This window comes from Spirosoma luteum DSM 19990, from assembly GCF_000374065.1.
Taxonomy (GTDB): Bacteria; Bacteroidota; Bacteroidia; order Cytophagales; family Spirosomataceae; genus Spirosoma; species Spirosoma luteum.
This window is the reverse complement of the sequence record NZ_KB893245.1, coordinates 530,837-552,775: the sequence shown is the minus strand read 5'-3', so window position 1 is coordinate 552,775 and position 21,939 is coordinate 530,837. Positions and strand designations below refer to the sequence as shown.

Genomic DNA, 21,939 nt, shown 5'->3' with positions numbered 1-21,939 from the left:
TTTACTGATAAAACAACGTGTGGCTACTGCTGTGAGGGTCCTGACGGCTATATTTGATATCGACTTGAGGGTATCAATAGACCAATCAGCAACAACCCAACCTCGTTTCGGTTACGTAGTTGACTCATTGGCATGCATCATAACTCGCTTCAACGCGCTCTATTCGTATATGGATTATGGATACAAAAACGATCAAACGTTTTTTTAGCAATACCTGGATTGTCCTTCGTGATTCGTTCAATGGTTTCCTGGATGATCGTTGTTTGAAACTTAGTGCGGCCCTGGCTTATTACACTGTTTTTTCGCTGGCTCCCCTGTTAGTACTGGTCATATCACTGAGCAGTATTTTTTTTGGTGAGGAAGCTATACGGGGACAGATCTTTGCGCAAATAAACGGGTTGGTTGGCAACGAAGCGGCCAAGCAGGTTCAGGATATGATCAAAAACGTTGGGCTGTCGGGCAAAACAAACACCGCCTTAGCCATCGGTATCATCACACTGCTAATTGGTGCAACAAGCATATTCGTCGAAATCCAGGAATCGGTCAATATAATCTGGCGCGTCAAGGCGAAACCCAGGCGGGGCTGGCTGAAGTTGATCAAAGACCGGCTGCTATCCTCTTCACTGGTGGTAAGTCTGGGGTTTTTACTGATGGTCTCGCTGTTGGTCAACGGGTTTCTGCTGGTGTTGAGAAGCCACCTTACCAATTGGTTGCCCGATCTGGGTGTGTATATCATTAGTGGCGCTAATTTCTTCATTAGTACGGCTGTTATAACCATACTGTTCGGCACTATTTTCAAAGTGCTTCCCGATGCTAAAATTGCCTGGAAGGATGTTCGGCTGGGAGCTGTTTTTACGGCGCTGCTCTTTATGCTGGGTCAGTACCTGATTGGTTTATACATCGAGACGGCCGGTACCCAATCAACCTATGGAGCGGCTGGTTCCCTAACCGTTATTTTGACCTGGATTTACTACACGGCCATTATTCTGTATTTCGGGGCGGAGTTTACGCAGGCATATGCCAATCATTTTGGTATACGAATCCAGCCAGCCGAGTACGCGGTATACCTCGACCAAACTGAGCGGGAGGAAAAAGTAGCGGTCATTCCGTCAGAAAAGAAAGCTGAACAGATTCGAAAAAAATGACGCCAACACTTGGAGGGCGGAAACGAATAATAGACCGTATACTACCCGATTTTTAAGTATAAATGTCAAATTGACAGTTTTTGGCCGAAAGGTGGTTGATAATTGATTAAACTTTAAATGATTTTAACCGACTGTAAGCCTATTTAAAGAATTAATTGCTTTTTTACAGGCTGATTTAAACACACAATTACCAGACTGTTCCAATGAACCAACTTGCCCTAACCGATTACGTTATTTTCTTCCTGTATTTTATCGGTGTTTCCTCGTATGGATACTGGATCTACCGGCGAAATCAAAAGACAAAACAAGACACCAAAGATTTTTTTCTGGCCGAAGGATCGCTAACCTGGTGGGCTATCGGAGCCTCCCTTATCGCGTCTAACATATCGGCCGAGCAGTTCATCGGCATGTCGGGTGATGGCTATCGTTTTGGGGTTGCTATTGCGGTTTACGAATGGCTGGCGGCTATCTCCCTTATTATTGTAGCGGTGTGGTTCATTCCAATTTATCTCAAGAACAAGATTTACACCATGCCGCAGTTTCTGAGTACGCGCTACAACGAAACGGTGAGTTTAATAATGGCTGTTTTCTGGTTGTTTCTGTACGTATTTGTTAACCTGACCTCCATTTTATTCCTGGGTGCGCTGGCTATCAGTAGCCTGATAGGGGGGGATAGTTTTCACATAGTCATCCTTTGCCTGAGTGTATTCGCTATTTTCATCACCCTGGGCGGCATGAATGTCATTGGCTATACCGATGTTATCCAGGTGCTGGTCCTGATCATTGGTGGTCTGGTTACTACCTATCTGGCTCTGCAACAGGTAAGCCTGACGATGGGATTGGACGGGGGTATCATTTCGGGCCTGGGTGCCATGTTCAAAGACGCCGATGATCACTTCCACATGATTTTCGAAAAACCGGCTCCCGGGGCACCCCAGGAGGATATCAAGCGATACCTGACGCTCCCGGGCATTGCTATGTACCTCGGCGGTATGTGGGTTGTTAACCTCAACTACTGGGGTTGTAACCAATACATTACGCAACGAGCGCTGGGAGCTGATCTCAAAACCGCCCGTACCGGTATTCTCTTTGCAGCCATACTGAAAATTTTCATGCCTATTATTGTAATGCTTCCCGGTATTGCCGCTTATGTGATTCACAAGAACGGTGGCCTACAGGGCGAAATGCTCCGCAATGGCGTCGTATCGGGCGATAACGCTTATTCGGCAGTACTGACGTTTTTACCGACGGGTCTGAAAGGGCTATCAGTTGCCGCCCTAACGGCCGCTATCGTAGCCTCACTGGCGGGTAAAGCCAACTCTATTTCAACCATTTTCACCCTCGATATTTACCAGAAGTACATTAATAAAACTGCCAGCGAAGCCCGTTCGCTCTGGATCGGACGAATCACGATTCTGGTGGCAGTTGCCCTATCCATTGCGCTGGCCTGGGATGATGCCCTTGGCATTGGTGGCGAAGGTGGTTTTACGTTTATTCAAAAATATACCGGCTATATCAGCCCCGGTATTTTCGCGGTGTTCCTGCTGGGTTTCTTCTGGAAACGCACCACCGGTGTAGCGGCCATTGCCGGTATTTTGGGCGGCTTCGGCTTTGCAGTCCTGTTCAATAATTTCGCACCCAGCCTGTTCGGCCCCGAAACGATTATGTACACGGCGTTTCTAAACAGTGATGGCGTTTATGAAATTCCCTTCCTGATTGCTATGGGTTGGGCGTTCTTCTTGACTGTTGCCATGATGGTGCTCCTTAGTCTGGCCGGACCGAAAATAAATCCTAAAGGACTGGCCATCGACGCGTCCATGTTCAAACTGGCTCCAACTAACCTGGCTATGGCGGTCATCATTATTATGCTGGTATCCATGCTGTATATCCGATTCTGGTAAAATAAATGTTTGGTCATTCGAGGTCATTGATTGTTTTTGAGACAATCAATGACCTCGAATCATATTACCTGAAATGAACACGAATATCCGCCCTCTTTTTACCCTGCCGGTTATCGTGGCGGCTCTGGGTTACTTCGTCGATGTGTATGACCTGCTATTGTTCAACATCGTACGGGTACCAAGCCTGCACGATTTGGGCCTGTCAGAAGCCGATGTTTCTCTCGTTGGCGGGCGTATTCTTAACTACCAGCAGGCAGGCCTCCTGATTGGGGGAATTCTATGGGGTATATTGGGCGATAAGCGTGGACGTTTGTCTGTTCTTTTCGGGAGTATAATCACGTATTCTCTGGCCAATGTAGCCTGTGGTTTCGTCCGGGATCCGCAATTATATGCTATTCTTCGGTTAGTGGCTGGTGTAGGGCTGGCCGGTGAACTGGGGGCGGGTATAACCCTGGTAAGTGAAATTTTGCCACCCCGCTTGCGCGGCTATGGCTCCTCACTCGTAGCCAGTGTGGGCCTGCTGGGCGCCGTAGTGGCCTATTTTACGGTTTCTCTCTTCGACTGGCGGACAACTTATTTTATCGGTGGCGGGCTAGGCCTGGGGTTATTGGTCCTGCGGGTAAGTATATTGGAATCCGGTATGTTCAAACGGGCACAGGAAGCAGGCGTGGTACGGGGAAATTTCTGGGCTTTGTTTCGTAACCGGGCAACTACCTTACGCTATCTGCGCTGCATGGGTATTGCCGTTCCCACCTATCTGATTATTGGTATTCTGGCCACCTTTGGGAATGAGTTTGGCAAAGCGATAGGAATTGAGGAGGTCATACAGCCGGGCCGTTGCGTTATGTTTACGTATATCGGCACCGTTACTGGCGACTTGTTCAGCGGCTTTCTGAGTCAGTGGCTTCGCTCGCGCCGGAAAGCCATTGGCCTGATGATGGGATTGACCTTCTTCTTTGTCGTCATTTATTTGTTTGGTGGTATTGGCACCGCTGGTGCCTTCTACGCCGTTTGTGTAGCCTTGGGGTTTGGGATTGGGTATATTGCTATGTTCCTGACCATAACTGCCGAAAGTTTCGGGACCAATTTGCGGGCTACGGCTACCACATCCGTTGCCAACAATGTACGGGCCACCACGTTGCTTACTATCCCCGCTTTCCAGGCGATGAAACAGACGATGGGCGTCATTGAAGCGGGGGCTATCGTAGCCTTTGTCTGTTTCGGTATTGGATTCTGGGCGCTGATAACGATAGAGGAGACGTTCGGGAAAGAACTGGATTACAGCGAGTAAACACACAACAATGACTCCCCCTTACACTTTCTTCGGTGCGACCTTATTCCATGCCTGCAACGTGTTCTGGCGGGTGGTTTTATTAGCGCTAATCGACTGATAATGCTTAATCAGGCGCAGCTATAAATTCACGTTCATAAAAAGAGTAACTCTTATAAAACCGGCCGTTTATCAAACCAGGGTTTCTCCTGCTCCAGTTGCCCTGCCAGCCGGAACAGTGTTGCTTCGTCCCCGAGTTTAGCCGCAAACATCACCCCGACAGGCAACCCGTTTGCCGACCAGTGTAAGGGTACGGACATGGATGGCTGGCCCGTCATGTTGGTAATTACCGTAAACGAGATGTACCCCAGCGACCGTTCGGCCAGAGCCTCTACCGTTTTACTGCCTTTCAGGTACTTCAATCCTCCGTAAGAATCCACCAATTTGAGTAGTCGCTGTTCGGATGATTTGTTCTGAAAGGCCCCAATTTCGATAGGCGGACGCGGCAACGTTGGCGTTAAAAACAGGTCGTAGGTTTCATGGAGTTGCCCCATACGTCGGTTCAGCGTATTCCAACGGCGTTTCTGGTACGCTGCGTCAGCGGCCGAAAAGCCCTCGGCCAGCCGGGCCTGTGCCCAAGTATTTAGTTCCACATCGCTGCGCCGAACGGGTCTCCCCAGATAATCACCCAATTCACGCAGTACGGCCGCTGTTTCGCTGAGTACGTTTACAAAAAAAGTCTCCGTTACAATGGTTTTCTCATAGGGTAACGGCACTTCGTCAACGCTATGCCCCAGGCGTTCGAGTAGTCGGGCCGTTTCCTGTACGGCGTTAACGCATTCCGGGTCCGTTACCTGTAAGGGCATAAGCGACTGGGTAGAAAAAGCGATTCGTAGTTTACCCGGCTCCCGGCCCACTTCCTCCCGGAATGGCCGTTCGGGCGGGGCAATACTGTAGGGTTCACCAGCCAGCGGACGGTACGTCGGGCCACCCGCAATAACATCCAGCAGACCCGCACTGTCGCGCACACTCCGCGTAACGGCATGGCCCGCTACCGCCCCATTCCATAGTTCACCAAAACGCGGACCCAGTGTAACGCGCCCCCGCGATGGTTTTAACCCGAACAGGCCGCAACAGGAAGCCGGAATGCGGATAGAACCGCCCCCATCACTAGCCGTAGCCGCGGGTACAATGCCAGCGGCCACGGCAGCGGCCGAACCACCACTAGACCCTCCCGGCGAGTGAGTCAGTTTCCAGGGATTACGGGCCGGGCCGTAGAGCGTTGACTCCGTGTAGGGTGTCAGCCCGAATTCAGGCGTGTTTGTTTTGCCGAAGAATACGAGTCCAGCCTTTTTTAGCCGTTTGACTACTTCGCTATCGGTAGTGGAAACATAGTTCTGGTACCCCTTACTACCGGATTTCATGGGCGTTCCAGCCCATTCCATTTCCAGGTCTTTCAGCAAAAATGGCACCCCGCAAAAGGGACCATCTGCCGGTACATGGGCGGCCATCGTACGCCCTTGGTCATACAGGGGTGTAACGATGGCGTTTAGCGTTGGGTTAACGGCTTCAGCGCGGGCAATAGCCGTTTGCAAAAGCTCACCAGACGTAGTCTGTCCGGTCTGGACCAGTTCAGCCAAAGCCGTGGCATCGTGTTTGACGTACTCCTCGAAAGACAGGGCCTTTGGGGCGAAGGGTTGCATGGTTGCGTTCAGCAGTAGGTAGTTATCATTTTATTGATTCGCAACAGCTACACCAATTTTCGAGTCGGCGGTGCCGTAGTACAAAAACCAGCGGCCTTTAAAAGGCACCATCCCTTCCAGAAAAACGACTTGGTTTACCTGCCCTTCCATTTCGTACGGCTGGTCGGGTTTAATAAAATACGTATCGGAACGGTCGATAAGTTTAGTCGGGTCACTGGCATCGAACAGGAGCTGCCCCCCCGTATACGCCCCTTTGGGTAGGACATCGTCCCCATTCTGGTCGGCATTCATGCCGTTGTAAATCAGCAGGATACCCTTACTGGTAAGCATGGCAAAGGGGCCGGGTTCAAGCAGGCGGGAGTCGTATTTACCCTTCCGCGACTCGGCCACCACCAATGGCTGTCCGGCATTGTTTTCCAAGGGTGTCCAGTGCAGGAGGTTGTCGGACGTGGCCAGACGAAGCTGGGGCTGGTCGCCCCAGTACATCCAGTATTTACCGTTTATTTTCTGGGCTACCAGCCGACTACCGATTCGTTTGCACACAATAGCACCCGATTTCGACCAGCTGTTGCGGTCGTCAGCAAAAGCCAGCCCCTGTTTATGCCAGTCGGTGAGGTTGCGCGAGGTAGCTACGCAGAGTCGGGCTTTGTCGCCGTCGTACGCCGTATAGGTCAGCACATACACCCCGTTGGGGCTTTCTACCACACGCGGGTCTTCGCAACCCCCCTCCCATTCGTAGATTTTCATGGGGTCATTGTCCGGATAAAAGACGGGCCTGGGCATTCGGTTGAAGTGGATTCCATCCGTACTGACAGCCAGTCCCAAACGCGATGTCCCCCCCACGCTTCGGACTGTGTCTTCGGCCCGGTAGATCATGTACACTTTGTTGTTGCGCACTACTGCCGCCGGATTATACACGTCTTTTTGTTCCCACTGAATGGTCTCTTTCCGCACGGGGCAATAGAAGGTAGTGCCTGATTTAGCACTCAGGATAGGGTTGTTCGCATTCTCTTTCTTGAAAGGCCCCAGCATCCACGGCTTTTCGGGTTTTGGCTGGGCCAGTAGCAGGCTGGGAAGAAGAAAGAGCAGACAAAGCTGTTTTACCATGATTTTGATGATAAGGGGAAATACGTTAAAGCAGAATTAGCGGTCAGGCTACTAGAAGCGGACAGGCATCACACGGAGTGCCTACTTGGCAACTACGTCCTTTCCCGGTTTTTGTTCCGACACCAATTCAGCCTGTCCCTCGTGCGCTGGCTCAGTGAGCGGGTTGCCAAACCACCGCATCTGGTGCTGACGGCTCAGCAGGCCGTCGGCACCAGCATCATCCAGTTCCAGGAGTCGGATACCGCCGGCCTGTTCGGCAATGGGTTCTTCCTGAACGACCTGTAAACCCACCCAGGCTAAATACTCATTTAGCTTGGGCTGGAGCGGCTCATTGCCAAAAATGCACAGGTCATAATACCAGGCCAGCGACTCGCCCGCCACCAATTCGGTTATAGTCCGGTAATCGTCCAGCGTATAGCCGATAAAAGGCTTGCCGAATTGCTGCCACATTTGTTGCATGACGTTGTCCAGCGAACGGGTGTGGTTCGTGGCCCGGCGAATGTGTAAATCGAGAATCAGGGCAGCAATAGCCCCTTTGTGGTAAACGGATACTTTACGGTCGGGTACTCCCTTCTCGTACCCATCGAGCCACAAATCCCATGACGATTCCGTCAGCGACTGGAAGGCAAGTCCGCTGTTCTCGAAGTGTCGTTTAAACAGCACCTGTAATTCTTTCAGGTAGTCTTCATCCGAAAAAATGCCCGACTGCCGAAGCATCAAATCACCGTAGTAGGTTGTTACACCCTCGGCCACAAAACAGGTGGTAAAATAGTTTTCCCGCGTAAAATTGTACGGAAGCAGTTCAGCCGGACGGATTCGGATAATATTCCAGGCGTGAAACAACTCGTGTGAAGCTACACCCAGCAAATCCTGATATAATCCTTCGCCCTCATCATTTGGCCCCAGAACGAGCACCGTACTGGTACGATGTTCCACCCCGTGGTAATAAGGTACGGGCAAAATAAGGGTCAAAAAATGGTAAGCCTCTTCGGGAAACTCGCCAAAAAGGGTCAGTTGCGTTTCTGAAAACCGCCTGAAATCCCGCTGTATCCGTTCGGCATCGAACGTGGGAGCTCCATCGGTTCGTCGCCCCCCCTGAATCCAGACGTGGAAAGGGGTATCCCCCACCGTATACTGAATGTGTTGCAGCACGGGTGCCGCTATGAGCGGACAATCGACCAGTTCGTAAAAATCAGCCGCCAGCAACGTAGTTGCGTCCTGTTGTTTCAGGCCACAGGCCAGCGTCCAGCTATCAGGAACGCCTATCTCCAGCGTGCAGGGCTCATCAATACGCCCCTCGGCATACAGGCAAAGATTGACGGGGTTAACGTACAGGAGTGTGTCGCTAATGAAGCTACTACCCGCATTGAGCTGGTAGGGGGTGGCCAACAGGGCGTGATAATTATACCGGGCAACCAGCTCTGTTACCCCATTCGTTTGTATGCGCCAGCGGTCTTTGGTGATTTTGTGAAACGGCAGGGGTTTCCCCGCTCCATCCACAATATCGAACCGCTGAATGTTTTTGGCAAAGTTCTGCAACTCGTAGCGGCCTGGTCGCCAGGCAGGCAACTGCAACTCAACGGCCGGCGTGGTGATGGCGGCTAAATAGGCTTCAACGGCAATGTAATGGGGCAAAGTAGGGTCGGCAGATAAGCGGTAGTGCATAAATAGTTGCAGCGGTGTAAGGCTATAAGAAACTGTTTTCGTTGATCAGATTAGCAAAAAGACACGTTTTTTCGACTCAAATCGTAAAATCAACCCGTTTCTAAAAATAACGGCAAAATCAACAAAACGATTTCATGACGGTGAAAAGGCCTATTCGTTGGCCTACCCATTTATTCACCCATTCGTGCATTTCGGCTGACTCCCGTTTGGAATCTCGCCGTCTGGCTAGTATACTTGCGCCATCAAGTCAATTGCTTCGCGCTATTTCCAACTACACCAGCGCGCGTTGATTTATACAGAAGCGGGGAGAGATCAGGCTCTGCAAACCGCTGGCAACCTACCACATGGCAAGGTGCTAACTCCTGCCTAAAGTTATTTTAGGGACTATAAATCGGAACTACTATGCGCTACATCTGGTCATGTATGCCCCGGAGGGCTTACTGAGAATTCACCACTAATTGCTCACGAAAACCGGGAGGGTTTGTCGTATGTATGGCTATACGCCGAAGGCAGATGACAGCACAAAGCCTGCTGCTTAATCACAATTAACCCTTATACTCATGTCACAACTTCATTTTGATACCCTTCAGTTGCACGCCGGTCAGGAAGTTGACCCAACGACCAACTCACGGGCGGTACCCATTTATCAGACGACCTCATTCGTTTTTAACGATTCGGCCCATGGTGCGGACTTGTTTGCCCTGAAAGCCTTCGGGAACATTTACACCCGCATCATGAACCCCACGTCCGATGTGTTTGAGAAACGGATAGCGGCTCTGGAAGGGGGCGTAGCCGCGCTGGCGGTCGCATCGGGTCAGGCAGCCCAGTTTATTGCGCTGAGCAATATCCTGAGCGCTGGCGACAACTTCGTAACCACGTCATTTTTGTACGGAGGAACCTATAATCAGTTTAAGGTTTCATTCAAACGAATGGGTATCGAAGCCCGCTTTGCCGATGGCGACAAGCCGGCATCGTTTGCCAAACTGATTGACAATAAAACGAAAGCCATTTACCTCGAAACCATCGGTAATCCGGGTTTCAACATCCCGGATTTCGACGCTTTTGCCGAGTTAGCGAAGCAACATGACTTGCCGCTCATTGTCGATAATACGTTCGGGGCGGGCGGTTATCTGTTCCGGCCCATCGAACACGGTGCAGCCGTCGTGGTCGAGTCGGCCACAAAATGGATTGGCGGGCACGGCACCAGTATTGGTGGGGTAATTGTGGATAGTGGTAACTACAACTGGGGTAATGGCAAGTTTCCGCAGTTCAGCGAACCGTCGGAGGGCTATCATGGCATGGTTTTCAGCGATGTGTTCGGGGTAAACGGTCCGTTCGGCAATATCCAGTTTATCATCCGTGCCCGGGTTGAAGGGCTGCGTGATTACGGCCCGGCCATCAGCCCTTTCAATTCTTTCCTGCTCTTGCAAGGGGTGGAAACACTGTCCCTGCGGGTTGACCGTACGGTGCAAAATGCGCTGGAACTTGCCAAATGGCTCGAACAGCATGAGCAGGTCGAGTCGGTCAATTACCCCGGTCTGGAAAGCAGCAAGTACCATGACCTGGCTAAGAAATACCTTAAGCGGGGCTTTGGGGGCGTTTTCTCATTCAAGGTAAAAGGAGATGCCAAGGCAGCTGACCAGTTTGTAAACAGCCTGAAACTGGTTAGCCATCTGGCCAATGTGGGCGATTCCAAAACGCTGATTATTCACCCGGCGGCCACCACCCACCAGCAACTAAGCGAGTTGGAGCAGGCCAGCGCGGGCGTTGAGGTAGGCACATTACGGGTATCGGCCGGTATTGAGCATATTGACGATATTAAGGCAGACTTCGAGCAGGCTTTTGCCCAAATTGCCGAGCCTGTATTGAGTTAAGCCGTTTGTAGTTTGCCGTTCGTAGTTGCACTACGAACGGCAAACTACAAACCACAAACTACCTGTTGATTGGACCTGACTTACTTCGATTATAAATATTCGTTCCCGCTCGAATCGGGAGCAAGCCTGCCGGGTTTCCGACTAGCCTACACCACACGCGGTACGCTCAATGCCGACCGGTCGAACGTCGTGTGGGTGTGCCATGCCCTGACCGGCAATGCCAACGTGGCCGACTGGTGGGGCGGCATGGTTGGACCGGGCAAGTACTTTGACCCGGCAACGGATTTTATTATCTGTGCCAACGTGCTTGGCTCGTGTTATGGGTCTACCGGGCCTTTGTCTGTTAATCCGGCAACGGCAAAACCGTATCATCACGCATTTCCTGCCGTTACGGTTCGGGACATTGTCAATGCTTTTGATTTGCTACGGCAGGAACTGAACATCGAAAAAATCCGCACCTGCATCGGCGGTTCGCTGGGGGGTGAGCAGGCAGTAGAGTGGGCTATTCTGCACCCCGGCCTTATCGACAATCTGATACTGATTGCCGCCAGTGCTATGGCCTCTCCCTGGTGCATTGCCTTCAATGAATCGCAGCGGATGGCGATAGAAGCCGATCCTACCTGGGCCGAAAACTGCGACAATGCCGGGTTGGCGGGAATGAAAGCGGCCCGGGCCATGGCCATGATTTCGTACCGAAACTACGATACGTACGGCTTTACGCAGGCACTCGACAATAATGAACAGCTTGATGGCTACAAAGCGGCCGGTTACCAGCGATACCAGGGCGAGAAAATAGTGGAACGGTTCAACGCCTTTACCTACTGGCTGCTTACTAAAATCATGGACTCGCACAATGTGGGGCGCAACCGGGGTAGTATTCTCAATGCACTGGGCCAGATTAAGGCCCGAACATTAGTCGTCGGTATTCGGTCCGATTTGCTGTTTCCACCGTCAGAACAGCAATTTCTGGCCCGTCACATTCATAATGCGTCTTACGAGGAGATTGATTCGTTATATGGGCACGATGGTTTTTTAATTGAATTTCGACCACTCACTACAATTATCCGGAAATGGATGCAGGCTGGCGAATCAGCCATAGCTCCACCTATAAACAGAGATACAATTGGCACTGAGCCTGTTAATCAATGATGTATGATTTGGTATGAAGCCGACGTTCGGTTATTGGAAGAAAAAGTGCAAACCCTTGCACCAGCAACAGAGAAGACAGTTTTTTATGGCAGTTCATCCATTCGGTTATGGACAACACTGGACCAGGATTTCCCCCACCTCGACACCCTGAATCTGGGTTTTGGCGGTTCAACGCTGGCAGCCTGCACCTGGTTTTTTGAGCGAATAGTGGCACCAACCCTACCGAAAGCCGTTGTGTTTTACGCGGGTGATAATGACCTGGGGAACGGCCGACACCCTGAAGAAATATACCAGTTCTTCTGCGCTTTTGCCGGTAAAATGCGTACCTTACTACCTGACGTACCGCTTTATTTTCTGTCGGTAAAAATCAGTCTGGCCCGCTGGGGAATTGCGGATGAAATTCAGTACACAAACAGATTGATCAGTCGCGAAATTGAGCAGTACCCCGACTGGCAGTACATCGATATGACAACGCCCTTGCTGGACCAGCATGGTAGCCCACGGCAGGAGTTCTTCGAAAACGATGGATTGCACCTAAGCCCGGCTGGGTATCAGATATGGGCGCAGACGTTTCAGCAACAGGCCCGAATTTTTAACGATTTGTTCATCTAGGAGACTTCGTTGTTACTGTAAAAGCGTGCAATTTCACTACTTCTTAAAACGGAATGGTATGCACCGCGAGTATCACAAGTGGTTTAGCCCGAACCTGAACCGCGATATGGAATTGCTTGTTTTCGGCCACGCCGGGGCGCGGGTGCTGGTTTACCCTACCCGCCGGGGACGATTTCATGAATATGAAGACCTGGGACTTGTAGAGGCATTAACCGACAAACTTGAGAGGGGTTGGCTACAGTTGTATTGCGTCGATAGTATCGATCGGGAAAGCATTTATAACCGCCACGTATCCCCCTGCGACCGTATTCGGCGGCATGGACAGTACGAACAGTACATTTTACAGGAAGTTTTGACGCTCTCCCGCCTGAAGAACCCACAACCGTTTATGATTTCGCACGGGTGTAGCCTGGGGGCTTACCACGCCATGAACATTGCGCTTCGGCATCCGCAATGGTTCGCCAAAGTAGTGGCATTTAGCGGCCGTTACAGTTTGTCGGAACCAGTGGCCGAATTTCGTGGTCTGTTTGATGATTACTACGACGAAGAGATCTACTTCCACAGTCCCAATCATTTTTTGCCGAACCTGGGCGATTGCGAAGCACTCAATCACTTGCGCCGACTACAAATTGTGATGACCGTTGGCACAGCGGACCCGTTTTTACCCAGCAACCTTACCCTAAGCGAAACGCTTCGGTCCAAGCAGGTAGCGCATGAACTCTATTGCTGGGATGGCCGCGCCCACCAGGCCAACGACTGGCAGAAGATGGCACCTTTATACCTGTAATATCACAACGCCTTCACGAGCGCAATAACGACTTTAGCGGAGTTTCGGGCGGCAGTTGGATAAAATTTATCGTAGGCAATGTGTGCTTCTGCATCGGCGCGGTCACTCAGGCTGCGAATAATCAGGCAGGGTACCTGAAGCTGGTAACAGACCTGCGCAATGGCGGCTCCTTCCATTTCGGTGGCATCGGCCCCGAAATCAGCCCGTAAACTTTTGCCTTTCTCAGGCGAAGCCACAAAGACATCCCCCGTCACGACGGTGCCCGTCATGACCTTAACCGGCCGACTGGAAACACCGCCAGATTCCAGGGGAATACCTTCCAGCGATACCGTTTTCACCACCTGCTCTGCCAGATGGAGTAATACAGAATCGGCGGGAAAATAGGCTGGATTGAACTGCTTGGTAATGGCATTACGGGTTTGGCGGGTCGGGGTATTCTTATCAGTGATGGAACCGTAATCATGGTGCGCTGTTCGCTTGGCAATTACAATGTCACCGGGTTGTAACTCGGGATTTGTGCCACCCGCAATGCCCGTAAACAACACTCGCCGGGGACGAAAATGATCCAGCATCAACGCTGTTGTCATGGCCGCATTCACTTTGCCGATACCCGTTTCGGCCACTACCACCCGTTGTTTTCCGATGCGCCCGGTCGTGAAAAGAACCCCATCGACTGAGACCGTCTTAGCCTTTTTCAGCGATTCTTTGACCAACGCCACTTCGGCCCCGAAAGCGCCCAGCAAACCTGTAACGGGTCGGGGTTTGTAGCGCTGGGCAAACGTGAATGAGTACGTGAGCGAAAGCGTGAACAGCAGTGTCAGTACAAAGCTTTTTTTCATAGTATCCAGGTGAAAGGAGCACATTGGTTTTTTGTCATCCCGACGCAGGAGGGATCTCGATTGTCATGATACTTGAGATCCCTCCTGCGTCGGGATGACAAAAAAATCGGTTAGGCTAAACTAATTTCACTTGAGTGCTTATCGTTGTTTATTTCCTCATCAACCACTGCTCATTAGTGCCAGCACGCAAAATACGTCTACAATCCACAAGCCTGCCGATACTTCGCCCGATTTGCCCACGGCAACTTTTATCAACGTCCACGACAAGAACCCCCAAATCAGCCCCTGCGTGATGGAGTAACTAAACGGAATGAGCACCAACGCCAGGAAAGCGGGCAGCGCATCATCCAGTTGGCTCCAGTTGATGCGGGTAACAGGTTTCATCATAAACGCACCGACCAGCACCAGGGCCGGTGCTGTGGCAATAGCCGGAATAACGGATAGTATCGGGGATAAAAAAAGGAATGGCAGAAAACAGCAACCGGCTACGATAGCCGTTAGTCCTGTACGCCCGCCCTGCGCAATCCCCACCGCCGACTCAATGTAAGCGGTGCCGGGGCTGGTTCCCAGCACCCCAGCCAGGGTAGTGGCCACAGCATCGGTCAGCAGGGAACGGTTCATGTTGCGTGGGTTCCCTTCCTCATCCTGTAAATCACCCGCTTCGGCCACACCCACGAAGGTGGACAGGCTATCGAATAAATCGGTGAAAGCAAAGGCAAAAATAACCGGCCACAGTGACCATGAGAGCGAGCCCCACAAGTCCAGTTTACCCAGTAAAGAAAAATCGGGGGCTGCGAAAAGTCCCTGGTAGTTGACCAGCGTCTTCTGCCCAAAATTAACCGCCGAGGCATCACCCCAGAAACGACCAACGGGCCAGGCCGCCAGCGTGGTCAGCACAATGCCGATAATGATGCCTCCCGGCACGTTGCGCACCACCAGCACGCTCGTTAAGAGCAACCCAAATACAAAGGTCATAATGATGGGGTCGGTCAGCCGGGCAACGCTGATTAACGTGGCCGGATTAGCCACGATAAAGTGGGCATTCTCAAAGCCAATCAACGTAATAAACAAACCAATACCCGCCGAAACGGCGTAGCGAAGGGGTTGCGGAATAGCCCGTACAATAGCCGACCGGATGTTAAATACCGACAGCAACAGAAATAATACCCCGGCCCAGAACACCGCACCCAGTGCAACTTCCGGGCTGATGCCCATTCCCTTCACGGCGGTGAACGTGAAAAACGCGTTCATACCCATCCCGGGCGCTACCACAATGGGGTTACGGGCGTAAAGACCCATCATCAGGCTGCAAAAAAACGACAGTAGAACGGTTGCCGTGAGCACCCCGCCAAAGGGTAAACCCGCCTGACTCAGAATGGCTGGATTGACCACAATGATGTACATCGTTGCCAGAAAAGTAGAAACACCAGCCACTAGTTCGGTCCGTCGGGAAACGGGCGGGTGGGTGGTAGGGAGATGGATGGCCAAGCAGTTTTACGGTTCAGGTTGAATCAGACGGACAAATAACAAACTCCCGGCCAAAAACTCAAAAACCTGTCAGTAAACTTCCGGCAGCTGCATCCAGCCAAATCTGACCATTGGGGTGCGTTTGCAGAATACTGGCGGGTACATCTTCCGAAACCGGGCCTTTGAGAGCCTGCTGTAGCATGGCTGCTTTTTTGTCTCCGCTCACGAGTAAAATCACTTCGTAGGCGGCCGTTAAGTGGCGTAGCCCAAGGGTAATACCCTCTTCAAGAACAGTTTCCTGCTCAAAGTATTTCTGCCCAACAGTTATGGTGCTTTCGGCCAGTTTGCCAACGTGGCAACCCAGTTTAAAGGACGTTCCCGGTTCGTTCAGGGCGATGTGGCCATTCATGCCCATCCCCACCAGTAGTAAATCCAGGCCACCCCGCGAGTCGATGAGGGCGTCGATGCGGGCGCACTCGGCCGCCAGGTCAGAGGCTTTTGCGTTGAAAACATATACCTGGTCCGGGCGTAGCTGCAACGGTGTAAACAGGTCACGGAATACATAGTACGAACAACTTCCCGCATCCTCCGGTCCGAAACCAACCCACTCGTCGAGACCCACAAACGTGCATTGGCTCATATCCACCCGCTTCGCTTTTGCCAGCTCTACCAAATGGTGGTACGTTTCGATGGGCGTATCGCCGGAAGCAAGACAAAGCAGCGCATCCGGCTTATGGTTGATAATGGCGGCAATATGTTCGGCCGTATACTGGGACAGAGATGCGTAATCCGGGAATTGGTGAAAGGTCATAGGGTTTGTCGGTTTAGGGTTATGTCAGTCTGCCGGAGCGGTTGGCTGACGCGTGGTTGTTTTCGCTGGTCCGTCTGGCCATCGACGATTCATCTATATTTCAACTCACTGAGCGGTTTAGGTTCGTTGCCGTATGGTCAGCTTCCGGCGCCGGAACGAAAAACCGGGCGGGCGGTCGGCCACAGCTACTGGGGTTGGGTTTGATACGGGTTCGGGTAAAGCAGGCTCACCGTTCTGTCCATTACCCATCCGCCGTACGCGTACTTTTTGCCGGGGTCCACCTTGCCGGCGAGCAGGTGGGTTGTAAAAGTCGTTTTCCGGTTGGTGATTTCCTCACTGGCAGGGCGACTGGGAATAAGTTTTTCAACTGGATTATCCGGTCGGGCAGGAGTAACGGGGGACTTCTGACCGAACGCCCCGTGCGTACCCGACAGCATAAGGGTCAGCAGATAACAGAGAATCTTGTACATAGGGGAAAGATGGCGTAATTTTGCGGCTCGTTTCATGAATTATGCAACTAACTAACCAGACGTATCAAATTCAGGGTGTCAATGTACTGGCTATCGCCGATGAGTTCGGCTTACCGCTGTACGTGTATGACGCCGACAAAATTATCGAAAAAATCGGCTCGCTCCGGTCTTCCTTTAGCGGGGTGAACCTAAAGATAAAGTATGCTGCCAAAGCCCTTACCAATGTATCCATCCTGAAACTGATGCGTCAGCAGGGTGTGGACATCGAAGTGGTATCTGTGAATGAGGCCCGAATAGCGCGGATGGCAGGGTTTGAACCGGCGCAGATTATGTACACACCCAGCGGTAACGCCTGGTCCGAGATTCAGGAAGCGCTCGAAATGGGTTTTCAACTGAATGCTGACAGCCTGCCCCTGCTCGAGCAGATTGGCCAGACCTACGGCAACCGTTACCCGGTTGCCCTGCGTATCAATCCCAACATTGCCGAAGGGGGGAATTTCAAGATTCAAACCGGCCACGGCGATTCTAAGTTCGGGATACCCTACAGCTATCGCGAGCAGATTAAAGCGGTTACGGAGCAGTACGGTATTCCGGTCGTTGGGTTGCACATCCACACCGGTTCTGATTTTAAGGATGGGAATACCTTCCTTAAAATTGCCGACGTTCTCTTCGACCTGGCAACAGATTACCCCGATTTGCAGTTTATCGACTTCGGCAGCGGTTTCAAAGTTCGCTACCGGGAAGATGATTACGCCACCGATCTTGCCGAACTGGGTACGAAGGTTTCGGCGGCTTTTCGGTCATTTTGTGACCGGTACGGCCGTGAACTGGAGCTTTGTTTTGAACCGGGTAAATTGCTGGTGAGCGAAAGTGGCCATTTGCTGGCAGGAGTCAACGTGGTGAAAGAAACCCCAACCCGCACGTTCGTGCAAGTCGATTCGGGCCTGAACCACCTCATTCGCCCAATGATGTACGACGCGTACCACGATATAAAAAACGTATCGAACCCGTCCGGAGACGAAAAAACCTATACGGTTGTAGGCTATATCTGCGAAACGGATACCTTCGCCACCGACCGGGCATTGCCCGACGTACAGGCGGGGGATGTACTCTCGTTTGAGAATGCCGGTGCCTACGGCTTTAGCATGGCATCGAATTACAATGCCCGCTTTCGCCCGGCCGAAGTGCTGGTGTACGAAGGCAAACCCTACCTGATTCGCCAGCGCGAAACGTTCGAGGATCTGGTACGGGGGCAGGTGGATGTTGCCGTTTTAAATTCAGAAGTAATCGATGTATAGTTTACGGTTTGCGGTCTTCAGTTTACGGCTGACTGATGCGAAAACAACACTTGTACGTCAGTCAGCCAACTATTAACCGTAAACCTAAAACCATAAACCTCAAACCTCAACCAATGGGACGCGCATTTGAATACAGAAAAGCCCGAAAAATGAAACGGTGGGGGCAAATGGCCAAGACCTTTACCCGAATCGGCAAAGACATTGTCATGGCCGTGAAAAGCGGTGGCCCCGACCCGGACTCCAACGGACGGCTCCGGGCTATTATCCAGAACGCCAAAGCGGCTAATATGCCGAAGGAGAATGTGGATAGGGCCATCAAAAAAGCCTCTTCCAAAGACCAGGAAGATTACAAGGAAATCGTGTACGAAGCCTACGCACCGCACGGCATCGCGCTGGTGATTGAAACGGCTACCGACAACCACAACCGTACGGTAGCCAACGTCCGGAGTTACCTCAACAAACTGGGTGGTAGCCTGGGGACGCAGGGCATGCTGGACTTCATGTTTGACCGGAAGTCGGTGTTTCGGATACCAGCCGATGGTATCGACCAGGAAGAACTGGAGTTGGAACTCATCGACGTAGGCGGGGATGATGTTGAGTTCGATGAGGAAATGAATCAGTTCGTTATATACGGTGAGTTCACGGCCTTCGGTAGTGTCCAGAAGTTTCTGGAAGAAAAGGGATTCGACATCCAGCAGGCCGAATTCGAGCGCATTCCCAACGATTTTAAAGAACTATCGGACGAAGAAGTGGCCGATGTGGAAAAACTGATCGAGCGAATCGAAGAAGATGACGATGTGCAGATGGTTTACCACAATATGAAGTAAAGAAACTAGAGGAAAGTTATCCAAACGCAAAGGGGGAACGTCGCTGACGTTCCCCCTTTGCGTTTGGATAGAATTGAATTACCGGCTAGTCACGCCTTCCCGAAGGATCTGGACCCACCCTTTTATAATCTGAGGGGGGGCGTTGCGATCCAGCAACGCATAATTCACGCTCGCCTGGTAGTAGTACAAACCGCTGGGCAGTTCCACTCCGTCACTACTCCGACCATCCCAGGCCAGTGTAGGACCAGTTGTTTCGTACACCTTTGCTCCCCACCGGTTATAGACCACAAAATTCACAGTCTCCACAAAACGGGGGCAACGCAACGGCACAAACAAATCATTTTTGCCATCCCCATTGGGCGTGAACACATTGGGCAGCATGAAGCTCGGACACGCATCCACACATACTTTATTGGAGGGAACGCTCTCCAGCCCCCGTTTACTTACCGCCGTCACGTAGTAGCAGCCCGCCACCGTGCTCAATGGCGTGTGGGCGTAACTCAGCGTCGGAGCTGCCACACTGCTCAACACCCCCAGCGTGTCGGACTGATAGCGGGCATAGTAAATTTTATAAGTAGCAATGTTGGGGTCACAGTTGGGACCACTCCCGGGCGTCCAGTTCAGGTTGTTGGTGAAACTGGTCTGGTCACAGAAACTCTCATTGTTCAGACTGGCACAATTCAAACTATCCACCCGCAGCGCAGGCGGACAGGGGCGGGTTGTGTCAGTAGGCGTGGCGCAGATAATCTGGCTGTAGTTGAGCAACACCCCTAGCCGCACCAGTTGAGCATCCGTGTACGCCCCCCGGGTCATAACCCGGTAGCAGTAGCTGCTGTCGGCCGACAAAGCCAGACTTGTATTGCCATCGGCCACAAAACCATCCTGACCCGTGTCAGTAAAGCTGTAGGGCTGACTGCTCACCCGCACCTCGGCTATTTTATTAAAAACTCCGTTGGGACCCGTCCGGCTGCGGAACACGTCGTGGGTCTGACCGTTGTTACTCCAGGGTACCGTGGCCTGCCAACTCAGCACCACCCGCCGGTTGTCTGGGGCCGCTGCCAGCCGCACCGAGGAGGCCGCATCCGTTACATCCAGCCGGGTAAGCTGACCCGCCGGGTTAGTGTAGTAGAACTCCAGCCGGTAGGTGTAGGCATTAGCATCGGTGTTGAGAGCCGAAGCCGACGTGCCCTTATCGGTGTAAACTGTGTCAGCGGCTGTGGGGCTCAGCGTGGTGTTGATGGTGGCAACGGGAGTAAAGTTAGTGCCCCCCTGCCCGGTGGCCCGCTGCAATCGGTACTGGTAAGGCCCCGCCAAATCAGCCGGGTTCAGCCCCAGGGGCCGCGTCCAGCGGACGGTAATCTGGCCGGTGACGGTTTTGGTGGAGTCGACGGTAACCTGGGTGATGACCGGGGCCAGCAGGGGCAGTTCCAGGCAGGCCTGGTTGGAGGCCCGGCTCACCCCGCCGTTGAACCCCCCGTTCACATCGGGATACTGGGCCACCAGTCGGTAGCCATAGCTGGTACCCCGGCGTAGACTGCTCGTATCGGTATAGGTGGTGGCCGTGCTGGGTATTTCGGCTATCCTGGTGTAACCGGCCGGAATTCCGGTGGTACAGGGCGGGATAACAGCAGTCTCACAACCTTCTTTTCGGTAGATGACAATAGTGGTGCCGGGGTTGCCGCAACTGTAGGCATCCCAGTTCAGGAGTACCGCTCGTCCGTTTGCCGTAGCGGTAGGTCGTGCCGTGAGGTTCCTGATGGCGGGTCCCACAATCTGAATGCGGAAGGTCTGGAAGGAGACCAGGGCCGGGGTGGGCTTAGGCGGCACATCGGCCACCTTGAAGGTCACATCGTAAGGAGCCACCCGAATCTGGCTACAATTGGTTTGCCAGTTGAAAATGGCCGTGGCGGGTTGAGCCTGCGGGATACCGCCCCGGGTCAGAGTGGCGTAAGCGGGCAGGATAAGCTCCCCGGCTGGTAAAGGGGTTCCATCCTGACTGACGTTGAAAACGCCCCCGAAGCCCGAGATGATAACCGCCTGCCCGTCGGGATCAGTGGCCGTAACGGGCTGGTTGATGAGAGTACCCGCTTCCACGCACAGGTCAGGGATGGGTTGGAGCAGGGGTCGCTTATTTTTGGAGTCAACGACGATGATCTGCATGTCGCGGGTAATCTCGCCGATGAGTACCCCGTTGCGCCACTCTTCAATGATGAAAGCGAAGTTGTACTGACCGGCTTCGCCGGGGGCGTCCCAGCAGAGTTCGCCAGTGCGGGGGTCGATGGAGAAGGTGGGGGCGCCACCCGCTTCGCTGGCGGTGCTGAATCGGGTGGGGTCCTGATAGACCGGAATATTACGCCCCACGCAGCTAGTGGGCGTGGTGGATGTTTTGGGGACACTGAGTCGATAAGCGAGGCTGTCCCCATCAGCATCGAAAGCCGCCGGGTTATGGCAGAACTTCTGACCCACACGGCCCGAATCCAGGGGCGGGTTGAGCATCACCGGTGTGGAATTGGTCAGCAGGTTTGCGTTAATCAGAATCGTGGTCGATACGTAAAAAGGAATGTTCTGCGACGAACCCGGGGGAGGCAGGTTGTTGGTTCCCTGGTTTCGGTTCTGAACGGTTATGCCAATGGTATAAGCCCCCGGACCAGGATACGTATGCACAGCCGTATAGCTGTTGACGGACGAGGTGTTTCCGTTAATGAATTTCCGGCCGCTGCGGTTTACTTCCTGCGTGCTGCCATCACCAAAGCAAAACGTATAGGGTTCGGCCTGATTAGACGCGGCCCGGCCGCCTACTTCATCGTAATAGGCAGTAAACGTGATCAGATAAGTGAGCGAGGTATTGGAGATTCGTTTGGTGGTAATCTCACCCGCCCGTACGTGGGTAGCCTGACTGACATGAGGCCACAGGCTGGCACCTAAGAAAAGACAGAAAAGGCCAATCGGGTAAACAAATCGCATTGCAGTATTTGGTTTTCAAGTACAACGATTTCTACCGGCAAAAGTGTATT

General features: G+C 52.4%; 17 protein-coding genes and 1 riboswitch. Of the genes, 9 read left to right on the top strand and 8 right to left on the bottom strand.

Annotated elements, in window-relative coordinates:
• Positions 1-176 precede the first annotated feature (176 nt).
• From B156_RS0102380 to B156_RS0102370, 3 genes are all read left to right on the top strand, one after another.
• Positions 177-1,145, top strand: a complete 969-nt coding sequence (locus tag B156_RS0102380) for a YihY/virulence factor BrkB family protein (protein WP_018618016.1) — start codon at positions 177-179, stop codon at positions 1,143-1,145.
• Positions 1,146-1,348: 203 nt separating this feature from the next.
• The gene (locus B156_RS0102375; RefSeq protein WP_018618012.1) at positions 1,349-3,046 is read left to right on the top strand and encodes a sodium:solute symporter family transporter; all 1,698 of its coding nucleotides are present in this window, start codon (positions 1,349-1,351) and stop codon (positions 3,044-3,046) included.
• Between the two features lie 73 nt (positions 3,047-3,119).
• Positions 3,120-4,337 carry an MFS transporter gene (locus B156_RS0102370; protein WP_018618010.1) on the top strand — a complete coding sequence of 406 codons (1,218 nt, stop codon included), beginning with the start codon at positions 3,120-3,122 and terminating at the stop codon, positions 4,335-4,337.
• A 152-nt stretch (positions 4,338-4,489) separates the two neighbouring features.
• Here the strand turns inward: B156_RS0102370 and B156_RS0102365 are convergent, their stop codons facing one another.
• The 3 genes from B156_RS0102365 to B156_RS0102355 form a co-directional block, all read right to left on the bottom strand.
• Entirely contained in the window at positions 4,490-6,019 is a 1,530-nt protein-coding gene (locus B156_RS0102365) for an amidase (protein WP_018618009.1), read from the bottom strand.
• Between the two features lie 30 nt (positions 6,020-6,049).
• Entirely contained in the window at positions 6,050-7,126 is a 1,077-nt protein-coding gene (locus B156_RS0102360) for a glycoside hydrolase family 130 protein (RefSeq protein WP_018618008.1), read from the bottom strand.
• A gap of 81 nt (positions 7,127-7,207) precedes the next feature.
• The gene (locus B156_RS0102355; RefSeq protein WP_018618007.1) at positions 7,208-8,791 is read right to left on the bottom strand and encodes a M61 family metallopeptidase; all 1,584 of its coding nucleotides are present in this window, start codon (positions 8,789-8,791) and stop codon (positions 7,208-7,210) included.
• Between the two features lie 288 nt (positions 8,792-9,079).
• A riboswitch (SAM riboswitch) is annotated at positions 9,080-9,184 on the top strand.
• A 167-nt stretch (positions 9,185-9,351) separates the two neighbouring features.
• Here B156_RS0102355 and B156_RS0102350 point away from each other — a divergent pair.
• From B156_RS0102350 to B156_RS0102335, 4 genes are all read left to right on the top strand, one after another.
• Positions 9,352-10,665, top strand: coding sequence for an O-acetylhomoserine aminocarboxypropyltransferase/cysteine synthase family protein (locus tag B156_RS0102350; RefSeq protein WP_018618006.1), 1,314 nt, complete (start codon positions 9,352-9,354; stop codon positions 10,663-10,665).
• Positions 10,666-10,734: 69 nt separating this feature from the next.
• Positions 10,735-11,814 (top strand): homoserine O-acetyltransferase family protein, encoded by a 1,080-nt coding sequence (locus tag B156_RS0102345; RefSeq protein WP_018618005.1) that lies wholly within the window; start codon positions 10,735-10,737, stop codon positions 11,812-11,814.
• Between the two features lie 3 nt (positions 11,815-11,817).
• Positions 11,818-12,426: a GDSL-type esterase/lipase family protein gene (locus B156_RS0102340; RefSeq protein WP_018618004.1), complete on the top strand. Its 609-nt coding sequence runs from the start codon at positions 11,818-11,820 to the stop codon at positions 12,424-12,426.
• Between the two features lie 58 nt (positions 12,427-12,484).
• On the top strand, positions 12,485-13,213 hold the full coding sequence (locus B156_RS0102335; RefSeq protein ID WP_018618003.1) for an esterase family protein: 729 nt from the start codon (positions 12,485-12,487) through the stop codon (positions 13,211-13,213).
• Positions 13,214-13,215: 2 nt separating this feature from the next.
• Here the strand turns inward: B156_RS0102335 and B156_RS0102330 are convergent, their stop codons facing one another.
• From B156_RS0102330 to B156_RS0102315, 4 genes are all read right to left on the bottom strand, one after another.
• Complete coding sequence (locus B156_RS0102330; protein WP_018618002.1) at positions 13,216-14,052, bottom strand: 5'-methylthioadenosine/adenosylhomocysteine nucleosidase; 837 nt, start codon at positions 14,050-14,052, stop codon at positions 13,216-13,218.
• Positions 14,053-14,211: 159 nt separating this feature from the next.
• Positions 14,212-15,540, bottom strand: coding sequence for an NCS2 family permease (locus B156_RS0102325; RefSeq protein ID WP_026260543.1), 1,329 nt, complete (start codon positions 15,538-15,540; stop codon positions 14,212-14,214).
• A gap of 58 nt (positions 15,541-15,598) precedes the next feature.
• Positions 15,599-16,330, bottom strand: a complete 732-nt coding sequence (locus B156_RS0102320; protein WP_018618000.1) for a glucosamine-6-phosphate deaminase — start codon at positions 16,328-16,330, stop codon at positions 15,599-15,601.
• A gap of 185 nt (positions 16,331-16,515) precedes the next feature.
• On the bottom strand, positions 16,516-16,800 hold the full coding sequence (locus tag B156_RS0102315) for a hypothetical protein (RefSeq protein ID WP_018617999.1): 285 nt from the start codon (positions 16,798-16,800) through the stop codon (positions 16,516-16,518).
• A 41-nt stretch (positions 16,801-16,841) separates the two neighbouring features.
• On the opposite strand from B156_RS0102315, the gene lysA reads away from it, so the two are divergent.
• Positions 16,842-18,098, top strand: a complete 1,257-nt coding sequence (lysA, locus tag B156_RS0102310) for a diaminopimelate decarboxylase (RefSeq protein WP_018617998.1) — start codon at positions 16,842-16,844, stop codon at positions 18,096-18,098.
• Between the two features lie 113 nt (positions 18,099-18,211).
• Positions 18,212-18,925 (top strand): YebC/PmpR family DNA-binding transcriptional regulator, encoded by a 714-nt coding sequence (locus B156_RS0102305; RefSeq protein ID WP_018617997.1) that lies wholly within the window; start codon positions 18,212-18,214, stop codon positions 18,923-18,925.
• Positions 18,926-19,003: 78 nt separating this feature from the next.
• Here B156_RS0102305 and B156_RS0102300 read toward each other — a convergent pair whose 3' ends face one another.
• Positions 19,004-21,889, bottom strand: coding sequence for a T9SS C-terminal target domain-containing protein (locus tag B156_RS0102300; protein WP_018617996.1), 2,886 nt, complete (start codon positions 21,887-21,889; stop codon positions 19,004-19,006).
• Between the last annotated feature and the right edge of the window lie 50 nt (positions 21,890-21,939).